Genomic DNA, 15,283 nt, shown 5'->3' with positions numbered 1-15,283 from the left:
TTCGCTAACTCACTAATTCAATAATTATTTAATAGATGGCCGGATATTTTGACGGATTAGCCTCGTTCATCATGGCGTAAACAGTCTCGATCACATCATCAACAGATGGCTTGCTAAAGTAATCACCATCTGAGCCATAAGGCGGCCTATGCTCTTTGGCAGTTAATGTTTTCGGCTGTGCATCCAATGAATAATATCCGCTTTGGGCTTCCAGTATTTTTTGAAGGATATAGGCAGAGCCTGCTCCGGGAAGATCTTCATCAACAACCAACAACTTGCTGGTTTTCTTTAACGAAGCACCACAAATACTCTCTGTATCAAACGGATATAAAGTTTGAGGGTCGATAATTTCAATATTGATCCCCATAGCTGCAAGCTCTTCTGATGCTTCCTGAACAATGCGTAACGTTGAGCCATAGGATACAACTGTAATGTCTGGACCTTCACGCAAAATTTCGGCCTTGCCCAAAGGAACAGTGAATTCGCCAACGTTGGCAGGCAATTTCTCTTTCAGGCGGTAACCATTAAGGCATTCAACAACCAATGCAGGCTCATCCCCCCTCAATAAAGTATTGTACATACCGGCAGCCTGTGTCATGTTGCGCGGCACGCAGATATGAAAACCGCGCATCGAACCCAAAATAACACTCATCGGCGAGCCTGAATGCCAGATACCCTCCAGCCTGTGGCCACGGGTGCGGATAATTAAAGGTGCCTTTTGGCCGCCCATAGTACGGTAGCTTAGGCTGGCAATATCATCACTAATGATCGTAATAGCGTAGATCAGGTAATCCAGGTACTGAATCTCGGCTATCGGGCGTAAACCACGCATGGCAAGGCCCATGCCCTGCCCAATAATACTGGTTTCGCGGATGCCGGTATCGCTGATGCGGATGTCGCCATATTTGGCCTGCAAACCGGCAAAGCCCTGGTTTACATCGCCTATCATACCTAAATCCTCGCCAAAGGCTACGATGCTCTTATCGCGGGCAAAGTTGGCATCAAAAGCGGCGTTAAGCACTTCACGGCCATCCATTACTTTTGAATCATCATTATAGATAGCAGGCACAACCGGCACATACAGAGGTGATTGCGGAGTACCAGTGAATAATTTCGAGTTATAACGCTCGGTGTTTTTATCTTTTTCGGCTTTTAGCCAATCAGTTAAACGCTGGCGTTCGGCATTATTTTCGTGCGTTGTTAAACGTAAAGTTTTGCGGATGGCTGTAAAGATCTCGCGCCTGCCGGCATCAAAGGCAGATCGTAAAGTTGCAGAAGTTGCTAATACAGCATCTTTTTTTGCCGGTACGGTTTCAGCAAACTGATCTATCAAATTAGCGGCTTCTTCAATCTCCGCTTTCAGAACTACGGCAAGTTCGTTTGCGGCTTCGCGCTGGCATTCGCGTACGTAACGCTTAGCCTCGCCTTCAAGTTCCTCAAGTTCAATTTCGGTAATAATGGCCGAGGCTATCATCCATTCGCGCATTTTAAGCAGGCAGTCGTGCTCCTCTTCCCAGGCCAGGCGCTCCCTGCTTTTATAGCGCTCGTGCGAACCTGAAGTTGAATGCCCCTGCGGCTGCGTCATTTCGGTAACGTGGATCAGTACCGGAACATGTTCTTCGCGGCAAATGTTAATAGCCCGCTCGTAAGTTTCGCAAAGGGCAATATAATCCCATCCCCGTACTTTAAAGATCTCGTAACCATTGCTGCCGTTTTCACGCTGAAAGCCTTTCAATACTTCCGAGATATCCTCTTTGGTAGTTTGCAGGCTTGCCGGAACCGAAATGGCATAGGCATCATCCCATATAGAAAGCGCCATAGGCACCTGCAACACGCCTGCAGCGTTAAAAGTTTCGAAAAATGAACCTTCGGAAGTTGCACCGTTGCCTACGCTGCCAAAAGCAACCTCATTACCATTAACCGAAAACTGTTTCAGGTAATCAAGCTCTTTATTTTGGCGATATAATTTTGACGCGTAAGCCAAACCCAACAAACGAGGGATTTGCCCGGCCGTGGTAGATATATCCGATGAGCTGTTCATCGTTTCGGCCTGGTTAACCCAACTGCCATCAGTATTTACAAAACGGGTAGCATAATGACAGTTCATTTGCCTGCCGCCCGAAGCCGGATCTTTTTCGATATCGGGGTTGGCATAAAGCTGCGCAAAAAACTCTTTTAGGTTGCTCATGCCTGTGGCAAACATAAAAGTTTGGTCGCGGTAATAGCCCGCGCGCCAGTCGCCGGCACGAAAAGCTTTGGCCATAGCCAGCTGTGCAACCTCTTTCCCATCACCAAAAATACCGAACTTTGCCTTGCCCGTTAGTACTTCGCGGCGACCGATTAAACTGGCCTGACGGCTCTCATAACCAATACGATAATCATCAATAACAATCTTCTTGAAATCATCAAAACTGAGCTCGGCAGCGGTAAATTTGCTGGTAGCTCGTGTTGTAGTTTCAGGCATATAAAATTTTGTTTAGACGGTAAAAGTATAAAATTCTATTTTGTATTTGGCAAACTAACAGATAAAACCCGGAGTTTGAGTAATAGTTTTGTAATTACATTAAACCTTTTATATTTGTAATAATCAAATATAACATATGAAAAAGATATTAATGATTTGCGCGGTAATATTAGGCTTTGCCTTTACCGCCTCGGCACAAGATAGCGGTAAAGCTGAGTTCAAATTTAACGAAGAAAAACACGACTTCGGCAAAATTCCGCAAGGCACACCGGTTACTACCGTATTTGAATTTACAAACGTAGGTAAAGAGCCGCTTATTTTAACAGAAGTAAGGCCAACCTGCGGTTGCACCATTGCCGATTACACTAAAACCCCGGTAAAAAGCGGTGATAAAGGTGTAATTAAAATTACTTACAACGCTGCTGCTGCACAGCCATTTAACAAAACTATCGTGGTTAAATCGAACGCGGTAACACCAGAGAAATATTTGAACATTATTGGCGAAGTTGTAGCTAAACCCGCGGCAAGCAAGTAAACTTGTATACTGATATATCCCGCCTATATCAGCCGGGGATATTTAAATAATATTTAAAAAGACCCGAAACCGGGTCTTTTTTCGTTTACAAAGGTTTTACATAACCATTATTGCATTTTTAGTAATTTTGCAGGATGCCAAAAATATCTGACAAAGGGCAACGGATGCCCGCATCACCGATACGTAAGCTAACACCTTACGCTGATAAAGCCAAGCAGGACGGGAAAAAGGTGTATCACCTCAATATCGGGCAACCTGATATTGCTACTCCAGATGGGATGCTTAGCGCCATTAAAAACATCGATTTTAAAGTTTGGGCTTATACTCCAAGTGAGGGCACACTAAGCTATCGTAAAAAACTTACCGAATATTATAATAAAATCGGTTACGGCATTACGCCTGATGATATTATTGTAACCACCGGAGGTTCGGAAGCCATCACCATTGCTATGATGGCCTGCCTTGATTCGGGCGATGAGGTGATTATTCCTGAACCTTTTTATGCCAATTATAATGGCTTTGCCAGCCAGGGCGATATTGTGGTGAAACCGATTTTATCCTATATCGATAATGGCTTCGCGCTCCCTCCTGTCAGCGAGTTTGAAAAACTGATCACAGAGAAAACCAAAGCCATCATAATCTGTAACCCAAACAATCCAACGGGCTACCTATACTCGAAAGAAGAAATGGACGCGTTGAAGGAGTTGGTTTTAAAACATGATCTGTACCTGTTTTCGGACGAGGCTTACCGCGAATTTTGCTACGATGGCCGCACGTTTATTTCGCCCATGCATCTGGATGGATTGGAAGAGAATGTGGTTGTGATGGATACGGTGAGCAAGCGCTACAGTGCGTGCGGTGCCCGCTTAGGCTGCATGATCACCAAAAATAAAGAGCTACGTACAACTGCGTTAAAATTTGCCCAGGCCCGCTTAAGCGCAGGTATGGTTGAACAAATTGCAGGCGAGGCAGCAGTTGATACCCCCGATAGCTATTTTGAAGCGGTAAATAAAGAATATACCAGCCGCCGTGATACGTTAGTTGCCGCATTGAACAAAATGGATGGCGTTTACTGCCCTAACCCGGGAGGTGCATTTTATGTGGTAGCCAAACTACCTATAGATAATGCTGATAAATTTTGCCAATGGATGCTGGAAACCTTCAGCTTAAATAATGAAACTGTGATGATGGCACCGGCCACCGGTTTTTATAGTACACCGGGCGCGGGAGCTAACGAAGTGCGTATGGCATACGTTTTAAACAATGATGACCTTGCCAAAGCCATGGCCTGTTTGGAAGAAGCTTTGAAAGTTTATCCGGGCCGTACAGTTGGCAGTGAGCAGTTATCAGTTGGCAGTTTGTAAAAGAAAAATATAGCAGGCAGCTTAAACAATATAAGCTGCCTGCTGTAAACTGAAAACAAAATCTGTATATTTGTAACCGCTTTACTGCAAACTGCCCACCGGCTACTGCAAGCTCAAAAAATGGGGTCGACCGGAATTGACAGGATGGAGATAAGTAGGTAAGCATGCAGCGCGTTGGGTGAATTAGCGCTTTAATCTGAACGCTCAAACTTACAAATGGCGAAAATAACTACGCCTTAGCTGCCTAATTTAGAATTAGCATAGCTTTTGTCCCGCCGGTTTTCTGTTTTGTTGGATCGGCAACCGGGGCATCGAAAAACGAAACTGGTTTGCTTAGGGTGTGATAAGCGAATAAGATAAAGCACCTAAGGAAGACGGTACAGGTAAGCGACTGACCTTCCCCTTCCCTACAATTAAACAGAAGCTAAGCATGTAGAAAGCTTACCTTATACCATGTTTGGACGAGGGTTCGAATCCCTCCGGCTCCACCCGAAGGGATTTTCTCAGGAAAATCCCTTTTTTTGTCTATTATCAACAGCTCTTTATCTCTCATTATCAGTTCGTTATGTGCAAGAACGGGTACCAGTGTAGGTGTTCGATAGATACCGTTTTTGTAGTACAAATTGCTGTCGAACACCTTAGAAACCAAAACTCTTTTCTCAATCGTATCTGACTGATTATAAACAGATTTCAGGTCACCTAATTGATGTAAATGCTTTTTAAGAATTTTATAACCCTGATCTTGGTTTCGCGCATACCGCTCTAGATAAGCTTTAATTGCAAATATCTCGGTGTTATAGGTCGATGACCAACGCTCATAGGTATCACGACCGATCTGGTTACCAATCCATTTTTCTTCCAATGAATGCAATTTTTCTTCCAATGTTGCCAGCTCCGATTTTTTTTGATTAATGGTTTCCCGTTGTTGTTTGAGCCTGTTTTCTAATGATTCATCGGCAGTATCTTTAATTCTATTAATTTGTGAATTAGTCAAGCTGATATACTCCAGGATCTGTTGGAACTGATCATGAGCCTTAATTGCGCTTATGTTATTATGCTTCGAATGTTTGCACTTATAGTAATAATACCAATTGCCGGCCTTTCCCCTGGAGGGGGCACCGGTAAGTGGCTGACCACAGTGACATTTAAGAATACCCCTTAATGGAATTTCATCGTCTAAAGTTTTTTTGCTCCTGTCCGGCTTTTCTAACTTCTGCTGAACTATCTGCCAGGTCATTTTGTCAATTAATGGCTCATGCCGGGCGGGAAATAAGCCTCCGGGGTGTTCCTTAAAAGGCTTCGCACGCACCATTCCTGCATATGCAGGATTAGCCAGTACTTTCTCGACAGCCGAATTTCCACCTCTGTTGAAACCCATTGATTTCGATTGCTCTTTGATGATTACCAAAGGAACATCCCTCAAAAAGGACTGAAATATATAATGTACTATCTTAGCTTGCTCTTCATCAACTTCAAGGGTCCTGTCTTTTCCCTCCCCAACTTTTCTATATCCAAACGGAGGCACGTTGCTCAGAAAACGCCCTTCCTTGGCTCTGGCGGTATAATTTCCGCCCCGGATTTTAATACTCCGATTGATATTATCTTCTTCGGCGAGCAACAGTTGCAAACCTGTTCTGAAATAGCTGCCGGGGGTATCGTAATCGAAGATTATACCCTCAGTAACGCTCACTATTTGAATGCGATATTGCCGCTGATAATTTTTTACAAGAGTCATTGCCTCGCCTGCATCCCGGCTAAAGCGATCCAACTGGTCTACGATCAGGTAGTCAACATGGCCCTGATGTTTTTTAATAAATTCCTGAAGCTTCTTAAAGTCAGGCCGGTCAAAAGTCTTGGCACTATGTCCTCTGTCCGTGAAAGTATCCACAAGTAGAACATTATTATTTTTGACCCACTGATCAGTATAGAGCTCCTGACGTTCGATTGAACCATTACTTTGCCCTAAATGACTAAATCGTAAATATCTAATTGCCCGTTTCATATAATTCTCTTAAAGTCGCATTTACAATTATTTCTGCTATTAAATTTAGCAATTCTGTTTCTTTTTCCAACTCATTTTCTGTAAAATGTGTTACAATTTGTTCGTCAAGATCCAGACGGGCCTTTCTTCGATAAATACGTTTCTTCTCGCCCGGAGGCGTAGCGATTTTTCTTTTACCACCCATTTTTAATAAAATAAAGAATTGGCCGATTGTCAACAGCTCAGATAAAAAACAATCCGGACCAACTGGAAACGGCATGAGGATTAACTTGTCGAACTGGCAGTGAATAAGCCATTCGAAATCTGGGGACACATAAAAGCGAAGTCACCGAAAACAGAGCCTTTAGCTCCGGCGGGACATTTTTTAGGATTCGTGAGTAGTTATTAAATCCCTGTATACAGGTTAGGCAGCAATAAATTTTGCTGGCCGAAAACGGTAAATATCCTGCGTAGGATCAAAAAAGTTATGATAGCTAAATCCGGAACGTTGCAGGACTTTTTGAGCTGCAATGTTCCGCCTGTTTACAACAGCTGCTATATCGCCTATTTGCTGGCTGATTAGCGATTCCAGAAACATCGGTAAAAGTGATGACATGAGCTTTTTGCTGGCATATTCTGTTTTAAGACAGAACTCGATAAAATAGGGATACTGCTTTAAATCGTAGTGTTCCCTGGCCAGGTCCGGCGAAATAATATCAATGATTCCGATGATGCGACCGTCTTCCTTTTTACGAATAAAATGAAGATAATTTCTTCCGCAATGAAGACTTATCAATGCATTTTTTAATAAAGTATCCGCGTCGTCAATGGAGTTTAGTCTTTTAAACGGCAAGTATTTTAAAGATTGTTTGTCCGAAAGGATCGCATAAATGTCGCTTACCATAGTCGGCCATCGTTGAAAATCGAGGGCGTTAAAGGATTGAATAAGTAATGTATCGTTTTCAAGATGAACAGGCTCCAGCATAGGTTGCGAATATATAGGGAAATGCATTTTAATCGCAATGACATTAAGCATAGAAGAGAGAAATTGTTTTAAAAAACAATCTTGTTGCGGGAATGATTTTTGTTTGGAGGATAATTCTAAATGGTTTCGATCGAAAAGTGCGTTAATCCTTCAGGAACCATGAATTTAAAATTGACGATAAAATGCAGAATTGCGCATGTAGTCATTAAATCTGCGCTGATATTCCCTTTCTATGGCAAGCCTCCGGTTAATAGCAGCACAGCGCCAAAAGCAGAATACCCAGGCAAGAATGGCTACTGAAAGGCAAGTCAATGTTTCCTTTCTCCTTTCAGTCATAAATGGCTCTTGATGCTTTGCAATAACAGTTTGTTTGCTATGGATGCGGGATTGCTGACTATTGCCCAATGCGCCAAATAACGCAAAAGTAGAAATTAGGCAAGCCAATAAAACATTTCTGATAATCGCTTTCATAAATCAATGTGATAAATTTACTAAATAATTTAGTAACAACCAAGTTTTAATCTACTATTTCCCAGATGGCATTATTCTTCCTGGCATCCTGAACCCGCATTCTTATGGTATCTAAAAGATCAGAGGCGGGTATACCGGTCAGTCGGCAAACCTTGCTGGTGGCATCGCTTGTAATCAAAGTCAGGTCCATGAGTTTGAAAACCTGAAAAAGCAAAGATTGTGTAACGATAAAATCTTTGATCCTGAACATCTCCAGCTGATCCGTGCGTTTAAAAAGAATCCCTGTTGTTACCCGGATAAATTCACCGGAGATAAGGAAGCGACGGCAACGGATCAGGCATAACTTGTACAGGGCCATGTTGCAGGCAGCAAGGCTCAACCAAATTAAGCAGGGAGAAAACCGCCATGCCAAAAGTAACAATGCGATTGCGGCAAGCAGATATGGTAGCGCTTTTATCAATGCGAAAATCTTTGCCGGTTTAATCTGTATGTCTTCGTGATGCATCATATTTGATTTGTTCTAAAAAAGTATTGAAGAGCTTCGGTTTCATTGTCCGGAAGTTATTCCTGATGCCAAACATGCGCTTATAAGCCACCAGGGTCAGTGATTCTGCATTGAAAAAACGAGTAGTTTCATTCTTGGAAATGGTGACCAGCTGATCATGGTAGCTTATGCGCACGTAATGTTGCTGCAGCCAGGCGGCAGCTTTTATATCAGTTATCCGGGCAGCCAGGTCATTCCCGAAAGCAAGAACGATTTTTCGCCGCGGAAAAGCCTGTCTGATCCAATCCATTTGTTCTCTACGCACCCGCGTTCCCAGGGCGATCACTGCCAAATTGTCAAGATTACTGAAGCGCTGAAAGTTTATGGTCAGCATTGCGACAGCTTCGACGACCGAATAAACGACGATCAAAGTCTGTGCATGCCGGTTTCCACCTAGCCAGACATTCCGGGTAGAGGGAACCCGGTGACCTTTTTCGTCGAAAGACTCCCTATCATTGCCATAGTCAAAAACAGCCTCAGTTGTCAAAGCAAAAAAGCAGCGGACTTCCGTGGAAATTTCGAGATCCGAGAGGACAATTGGCATCAGCGCGAAAATTCGTTACGGGAATAAGAGCGTTCGGCCTGATTTGGAGGGCCGGACCTCTGATCTTCTACGTCCCTTATTGCCGCGTAATATCCGGGGCTCAGCCTTCCGGCGGTCTTCTCATCCCGCTTTTTGTTGAACAAAGCATTGAGCCCTTTGTAGATCATATATGAAAGCCCGCCATCCATCAGTACAGAGGCTACAAGCGCAAGCCTGTCTGACCGAATGCCTTGGCGGTCGGTCCCTGAATAGTTGAACCTTGTGCCGTCTGCGATCTGCACTTCTTTTCCCTTCCGATAATTTTCTTTTTGGGCGGGTGTCAGGAATTCATTGTTCACCATATCCGGTGCCAGGATCTTTTCAGTATCCGAGACAATGAACTCCCTGGTTTCCGCATCATACTCGACCAGCAATTCCGTTTTATTCCCTTTATCGTCCTGCAATATCCGCAAGAGGTTTTGTACCTCTCCTTTCTCTAAGCGCTGCGCCTCGTTCTCTGTCAGAAAATCAGGTACTAAGGGCGTATGGTATATTGGATGGATCATCAGGTCGGTCTTTCCGCTCTCGTTCATTTTCAGGGAGATTTTGGCATGCAGGGATTTGATCCTGAGATTTTCAGCTTGTAGGTCATGCAATTCAAGTAGTTCTGTGCGGCGCCCGGAAAGCAGTGCTTTCAGATCGTCAACATTTAAAAGTAGCTGGCCATCCGAAGCGAGGCCGATGGTTTCCAGGTCTTTGACCGGAAGATCCTTTTCTTTAAAATTTAAGAGGTTCATCTATCTTTCCAGTTGAAATTCTTGTTCAGTTGTTGTTGATTGTGACTTAGTCTGATCAATAGCCTGGCCGTTACCCAGAGGGTCTCGTTTGGCTTCCAGGAGCGACTTATACAGGCCATAGTCGGGTTTCAGCGTTTTACGTGCACCATCGCTATCCTCTACGCGAATGCTTTTATTTTTATAGGTTTCCAGCACTTTATAGGTAGTGTCCATATAATCTATCCGGTCTCCCTGTTTAAAAGCGACTTCAGTCTGCTGTTTCTGTTCGCGTTTTAGGTTGGTTCCCAAAAGCAGGTTAGCTATTTTCTGTGCGTCGCGTGAAGCTTTGGCAATTTCGAATGGATCCTCCCGGAGGATCTTAGTAAAATTGTTCATGTATGCAGCCTGGTGGCCGAAGTTATGACCGACTTTCAGTTCACCTCCGATGATAATAGCTGCGATCGCTGCCCGCATTTCCTCCTTTGCGTATTCCATGGAGCCGAATTTACCCTCCATTGGCCTGTTGAGGCGGCTTTCATGCCCCGCCCAGTGAGAAAGTTGGTGTATCACCGCCTGGGCATATTTGGTCTCATTTTCAAAATGACTTTTTTCCGGAACAAATATGGCATCCCTTATTTTGTCATAATAAGCTTCCTGCCCTCCTTCAATGATTACAGCCTTGCTATCCGCAATCAATTTTTCCGCTTTTTGCAAAGGTGTAAGTGTATCGCCTTCCTGTTGCCTGGCCAAAAAATCCTTCAGGGGGGTAACATCCTTCATTTGTTCTGCATTGAAAAGAAAAGATTTAGTTGACTGAGGTTTGTCGAATTCCACGGTTTTCGTTTGTGTAACTCCTGCTCCGTCCTTGATCTTTTGTCCTTCCGCTGTGCGTATCGCTTGTATATCACTCGTTTTCTGGAACTCAATCATCGTACCCTTCTCCCCTTCCTTGACCCAGCTTCCGGCAAATCGTGCAGCATCGGCGGTTAACCATCGTGGATCATCATACCGTTTCATACCCAGGATCAGCGCATTCATAGCACTGTAGCCCTTTCCTGTTGAGGGATTAAGCGGTTTTACAAAGGCCGGCATACCATTCTCTTTTACCGGTTTCTGAAAAAGGGGTTTACCCTCTTTAATTTCCGTGATCAGCTTCTCCGAAAGCTGAACCGGAAGTGATTTGAAGTTTTTGCTCATTTTCCTTTTTGATTAGCAGTTCATATAAAAAATTGATAGGATCTATTGGTCTTCCTCTATACTTCAGGCAGAAATGCAGGTGTTCTCCTGTCACCCGTCCTGAGGAACCGGAAATACCGATGGGTTGTCCCGCCCTGACACTATCTTTCGTACCGACCATAATCTCCCTGAGATGGCCGTAGGTAGATTGAATATTTCCATGTTGCAGGCAAATGTTAAATCCCAGGTCATTGTTAAATCCGGCGGACCGGACAGTGCCATTAAGAATGGCGAAGACTGTATCGCGGCGGGCTTGAAGGTCAACTCCACCATGCAGCTGATACTTTCCTGTCACCGGGTTTACACGGTAGCCAAAGGCCGAATTGATATGCAGATGTCTTAACGGAAGGCAAAGCATTAAAATGCATACATAAGCTTTCATCGGCCAACAGCGGTGTCTATTTCCTGCCTTTGTTGAGGTATCAGCGGTTCAAGAACCCGGTCCTGCATACCAGGGTTGTCACGCGCGATGGCCAGTGCGGCAATTAAAGCCTGCGAAGTTCCCCGGTCCTGTAAGAGCATCACTTTATACATCGCTTTGAAATCGGCGATTTCCATCGAAGAACCGTTCTTATTCAGATCATTGAATACCTTTTGCTTATCTTTTAGTTGAGATATTTCGTTTGCATGGTAGTAAGCTTCACCTCCGCCCGGAAAACGAACATAGTTTTCAGAGGCGGACCTGGTATAGGTCAACACGCCGATGAGCGCAGTCGCTTGTCCTGTATCATTTCCTGGTACCGGCTTTACCAATACCGGAGTACCGTTCAGATTTTCGTTCTTCATTACTTTGTGTTTTTAATTTATCTATGAGAGGAGGCGATCCGGTGCGGCGGGGCTTCAACGTTCCATACCCGGCTGGCGGTCAATGCCGAGCAACAAGTCCAGCCGGATGGTGGCAGCATCGCGGATATGCTCATTTTTGACAACCAGTTCCATCGCTGTGCGATGATGTTTTATTGTTCCGTAGTCCAGCAGGAGTGCTATATTTTTAAGATCTTTAAAATCATTTACGGATAGCGTATGTGGTTTATCCCGGAGCAGGTCATATATCTCCGTAGATTTTCTTAATGCAAGCAGGGCATTCGCACCATGCCAATGTTCTTTGGTCCCGCCGTAATCCACAAAGAAATCGTCCCGTCTGGTATCCGCTTTGGTTATTTGCCCGATAACGCCCGCTTCATCCGAGTGCTCTGCCCACATCTTTGGGTTCATCATCACGATCTTTCCATTCAATTCCTGATCTGGTATCATTTTAGTTCAATGTGGTTTTTACCATTCCCGAAGTAGCCGGGGGCTTGAAAGCCATGACCATCTCGTGGATTTCACGGCTGATCCTGTCGAAATTGCGGCGCAGTTTTTCGTCTGCTTTCCCGTTAAAATCGTAGAAAGAGGGCAATGGCCGGTAAGCCTGCTCTTCCTTTCGGATTTCTTTGAGGTTGAGGTTAACCCGGCAGTTTATCGCAGAGGTTTCGAATTTTCCGGTATATTCTTCTTTGGCATCGGCCGCTACCATGCCAACCAGTTCGCCCGCATTAAGAGATGCGATCTTTCCTGCCGGAATCAACGCTTCAAGTTTTTCGTTCAGGGAGGTTGATGTTTTATTGCGGTCGATGGAAAGCCCCTCCCCGATCTGTTTGGATTTCCCGAGCAGGCGCTCTAGCCAGTCCAGTGTTTCCTTGTTCCTGACTGAGCCGGATAGCACCGTGCCGACCACGGCAGTTATGGTAGCAGCCGTATCTTTCCCATATTGCTGCTGAAATTGGGGCAGCTCCTGCAGGCCCATCAATACGGCAACCTTATTGCTTCTTGCTGTCGCGATGAGGTTTTCAACGCGGTGCACAAACAGCGTAGGCATTTCGTCAACGATCAGGGCTGAGGGATTATTCCCTTTCGTATTGATCAGCTTGGTGAGGCGGTTAATGACAATGGAATAACAGGCGGAGTTGATATTTTGCGTATTGGGATCGTTGGCCAATACGAGAATACCCGGACTTTCTTTATCCGATATCTTCAGGTTAAAATCGTCCCCGGAGAACACCCAATAAGTTTCCTTGGTCGCCAGGCGGCTGATAAAGATCTTGAGCGTACCGATTTGGCCTTCCAGTTGATTAAATGCTTTGGCATCATAGGCCGTCATGAACGGCGAAAGCAACGATTTTAGCTCCGGTTCTGAAATCAGGGCGTTAAATATCTCCTCGTAAGATCGATTGAGCAGCGCCAGCACATGAGGAAAGCTTGAGTAGATCCCTCCTTTGTATTTACTCATAAAGTAGATGCATGAGGCCAGAAAATTAATTGCCGATTGGGTGAAAAACTGATCGCTGCCTCCCGAGCGGTCACCTTTTTTCAAGGCTTCTACCAGCGCCTCGGCCGTTTCGGCGGCGTCGGCCAGTGACCGGATATAGTCCGATCGCCAGGGATTGATGCGGCGGCTTTTCTCTATGTCATTAAGATTGATCACATGAAAAGCAAAGCCTTTCAGTTTGCCGTTCTGTTTGCCAAGGAGATAGTGGTAATAAGCGATCTGGCCGAGGTCGGGGAATTTGAAATCATAGAGGCATATAGAGAACTGTTTAAAAATCAGCTGCCTGATAAAGGGATTGACAATACTAAACGATTTTCCACTTCCCGGAGTCCCAATAAGCATCACTGATCTGTAGACATTGCAGATATTGATCCAGCCTTTTCGGACCCGTCCCCCGTAGTAAAAGAGCATCGGAATATTAACCGAATAAGGTGTTTCAATTTTCTTAACCGGCTGCATGAAACTTTCCGCTTCCGAGTTCCATTTATCCTTACCCAGTCCCGATCTGATCAGCTTGGAAACATTGTCCATCGCCGTGCTGATCATTATTGCCCCGATAAAAGAACAACACATGTACAGCAAGTCATATCTTGTTGTATATGCGAATGCAAGCGGCGAAGCGCGCCCAGGAAATATCATGCTCCCGAAAAACAATAACAAACCCACCGTAAGGGGGTAACCGATATAGACTTTAGGATCGAAATCTATTTTCTTTTTTGCCAGCGTCCCCACACTGACCAGGCAAATGAGTCCCATTGTTGTCAGTTTGCTGTAGAGGAGCGTCGAATAAAAAACAAGATGGCCAAGCTTATGTAGTGGTGTATGAAAAATGCCCCAGAAAGGCGCATCTGGGTAAATAAAAATAGCTGCTTCCAGTAAAATCGAGACATAAATACCGCATTGAAAAAAACCATGCAGTTTTTGTTGTTCACGCGTTTCCTCCATGAATTAAGAGGTTGGAGATAAGAAAGACCACCGGCAACTGCGGGTGGCCCGATCATGCAGAAGCTAAAGCGCGGGATTTAGTTACCTGGCTCCAGTTCCTGCAGGTAGACCGCTATGATACCGATCAGCTCGTATCTGAGGAAAGGGTCATCTTCTTCAAGCCCGAGTAACAGCGGCGCGCACAATTCTATAATATTGGTGAGTTCATAATGCAGATTGCGCGTGTTGGTTAAGCAGTGATATCGGACCGGAAATTCCTGTTCAAGCACAAGTTTTACATAAGTGTAAGCTAAAGAATCAGTCATAAGCTAACATCATTTAATTGGGCAGGGTATCTGCATCAAGGATATCGTGATAAGGAATAGACAGCGTCAAAACACGGCCGGAAACCTGTTTTTCGCTTAATTCGACCTTTAAGACCTTATTTCCGGGGATAGAGAGCTTTCTGAGTACGAAAATATTCCTGTAGTTCCTTGAAAAAGCGGGAATGTCATACAATATCAGCTCTGGTGTCAAAGGAATTGACTGGCTATTTGCTGCCTTCGCGATCTTCTTGTCCTCTATACTGAAATTAAAATCAGCGATATCATACTTTATACGGGTTTTATTTCGATAAGAGATGTCCAGGAACAGGTAATCCCCGACGCTGTACACATGGTTTAAAAGCCCGCTGACCCCATAAGCCAGCGTGCGTTCCCTGGGATTTCCAGCTCTCATGGAGATCAGGTTGGTCGCCATTGACTTAAGCTGACTCTGAGAAAAACCGATGCCGGAAATATCCAGCGGATGGGTGTCCGGCGGAAGGATTTCAATCTCGGTTGGCACAGCGGTGTAACCGGGTACTAAGCGGTATTGTGCAATAAATTTTTCACCTGCCAGTGTCAGGATCGCGCTGTCGAAAGATTTTGAAGTATCTCTGAGCTTCAGGCGCAGGATATTTTTAAGCGGGAGGTCACCGGCGAGCTGTTTGCTCGAAATATCCACGTACTGGATCGGCTCTGGTGAAATAAAATGGATCGTGCCCTTTACAGGCAGGTACACAAGCGGCAACTTTTCCTGCGCACAGCATACAGATGCGAACAACATAAAATAGAGAAAAAGTATATTTTTCATAAAAAAGAGGGCATTAAATATTTGAATAGATAAGAGGT

At 44.6% G+C, this 15,283-nt stretch carries 16 protein-coding genes, 1 other RNA gene and 1 pseudogene; 3 read left to right on the top strand and 15 right to left on the bottom strand.

The features are described 5' to 3' along the window. Positions 1–28 precede the first annotated feature (28 nt). Positions 29–2,464: an alpha-ketoacid dehydrogenase subunit alpha/beta gene (locus HYN43_RS08550; protein ID WP_119409043.1), complete on the bottom strand. Its 2,436-nt coding sequence runs from the start codon at positions 2,462–2,464 to the stop codon at positions 29–31. Between the two features lie 136 nt (positions 2,465–2,600). On the opposite strand from HYN43_RS08550, the gene HYN43_RS08545 reads away from it, so the two are divergent. From HYN43_RS08545 to ssrA, 3 genes are all read left to right on the top strand, one after another. After that, positions 2,601–2,999 (top strand): DUF1573 domain-containing protein, encoded by a 399-nt coding sequence (locus HYN43_RS08545; protein WP_119409042.1) that lies wholly within the window; start codon positions 2,601–2,603, stop codon positions 2,997–2,999. Positions 3,000–3,133: 134 nt separating this feature from the next. Next, positions 3,134–4,363, top strand: coding sequence for a pyridoxal phosphate-dependent aminotransferase (locus HYN43_RS08540; protein ID WP_119409041.1), 1,230 nt, complete (start codon positions 3,134–3,136; stop codon positions 4,361–4,363). Positions 4,364–4,485: 122 nt separating this feature from the next. Beyond that, positions 4,486–4,854: a transfer-messenger RNA gene (gene ssrA, locus HYN43_RS08535) on the top strand. 572 nt (positions 4,855–5,426) lie between these two features. On the opposite strand, the pseudogene HYN43_RS30950 reads toward ssrA, so the two are convergent. From HYN43_RS30950 to HYN43_RS08465, 14 genes and pseudogenes are all read right to left on the bottom strand, one after another. Further along, positions 5,427–6,365, bottom strand: a pseudogene (locus HYN43_RS30950) (recombinase family protein); the annotation flags it as partial. After that, positions 6,349–6,624, bottom strand: a complete 276-nt coding sequence (locus tag HYN43_RS08525) for a hypothetical protein (protein WP_162996385.1) — start codon at positions 6,622–6,624, stop codon at positions 6,349–6,351. The gene HYN43_RS08525 and the pseudogene HYN43_RS30950, both read right to left, overlap by 17 nt. A gap of 144 nt (positions 6,625–6,768) precedes the next feature. Then, positions 6,769–7,380: a GNAT family N-acetyltransferase gene (locus HYN43_RS08520; RefSeq protein ID WP_119409039.1), complete on the bottom strand. Its 612-nt coding sequence runs from the start codon at positions 7,378–7,380 to the stop codon at positions 6,769–6,771. A 114-nt stretch (positions 7,381–7,494) separates the two neighbouring features. Continuing rightward, the gene (locus HYN43_RS08515; protein ID WP_119409038.1) at positions 7,495–7,800 is read right to left on the bottom strand and encodes a hypothetical protein; all 306 of its coding nucleotides are present in this window, start codon (positions 7,798–7,800) and stop codon (positions 7,495–7,497) included. A 46-nt stretch (positions 7,801–7,846) separates the two neighbouring features. Beyond that, positions 7,847–8,308, bottom strand: coding sequence for a PH domain-containing protein (locus HYN43_RS08510; protein ID WP_119409037.1), 462 nt, complete (start codon positions 8,306–8,308; stop codon positions 7,847–7,849). Then, positions 8,280–8,888 (bottom strand): hypothetical protein, encoded by a 609-nt coding sequence (locus HYN43_RS08505; RefSeq protein WP_119409036.1) that lies wholly within the window; start codon positions 8,886–8,888, stop codon positions 8,280–8,282. The genes HYN43_RS08510 and HYN43_RS08505 overlap by 29 nt, the downstream gene beginning before the upstream one ends. Next, entirely contained in the window at positions 8,888–9,664 is a 777-nt protein-coding gene (locus HYN43_RS08500) for a DUF4099 domain-containing protein (protein ID WP_119409035.1), read from the bottom strand. Before HYN43_RS08500 ends, HYN43_RS08505 begins: the two co-directional genes overlap by 1 nt. Continuing rightward, a complete protein-coding gene (locus HYN43_RS08495) occupies positions 9,665–10,840 on the bottom strand; it encodes a zincin-like metallopeptidase domain-containing protein (RefSeq protein WP_119409034.1) in 1,176 nt (391 codons plus the stop codon). It abuts the gene before it with no gap. Then, positions 10,779–11,261 carry a M23 family metallopeptidase gene (locus HYN43_RS08490; protein ID WP_119409033.1) on the bottom strand — a complete coding sequence of 161 codons (483 nt, stop codon included), beginning with the start codon at positions 11,259–11,261 and terminating at the stop codon, positions 10,779–10,781. Before HYN43_RS08490 ends, HYN43_RS08495 begins: the two co-directional genes overlap by 62 nt. Continuing rightward, complete coding sequence (locus HYN43_RS08485; RefSeq protein ID WP_119409032.1) at positions 11,258–11,665, bottom strand: hypothetical protein; 408 nt, start codon at positions 11,663–11,665, stop codon at positions 11,258–11,260. Before HYN43_RS08485 ends, HYN43_RS08490 begins: the two co-directional genes overlap by 4 nt. 54 nt (positions 11,666–11,719) lie before the next feature. Continuing rightward, on the bottom strand, positions 11,720–12,133 hold the full coding sequence (locus tag HYN43_RS08480) for a hypothetical protein (protein ID WP_119409031.1): 414 nt from the start codon (positions 12,131–12,133) through the stop codon (positions 11,720–11,722). Between the two features lies 1 nt (position 12,134). Beyond that, positions 12,135–14,132: a type IV secretion system DNA-binding domain-containing protein gene (locus HYN43_RS08475; protein WP_119409030.1), complete on the bottom strand. Its 1,998-nt coding sequence runs from the start codon at positions 14,130–14,132 to the stop codon at positions 12,135–12,137. A gap of 77 nt (positions 14,133–14,209) precedes the next feature. Further along, a complete protein-coding gene (locus tag HYN43_RS08470) occupies positions 14,210–14,437 on the bottom strand; it encodes a hypothetical protein (protein WP_119409029.1) in 228 nt (75 codons plus the stop codon). 13 nt (positions 14,438–14,450) lie between these two features. Continuing rightward, complete coding sequence (locus tag HYN43_RS08465) at positions 14,451–15,245, bottom strand: DUF4138 domain-containing protein (RefSeq protein WP_162996384.1); 795 nt, start codon at positions 15,243–15,245, stop codon at positions 14,451–14,453. Between the last annotated feature and the right edge of the window lie 38 nt (positions 15,246–15,283).

Source organism: Mucilaginibacter celer (genome assembly GCF_003576455.2).
In the GTDB taxonomy this organism is placed as follows: Bacteria; Bacteroidota; Bacteroidia; order Sphingobacteriales; family Sphingobacteriaceae; genus Mucilaginibacter; species Mucilaginibacter celer.
This window is presented reverse-complemented; position numbering and strand designations above follow the sequence as displayed.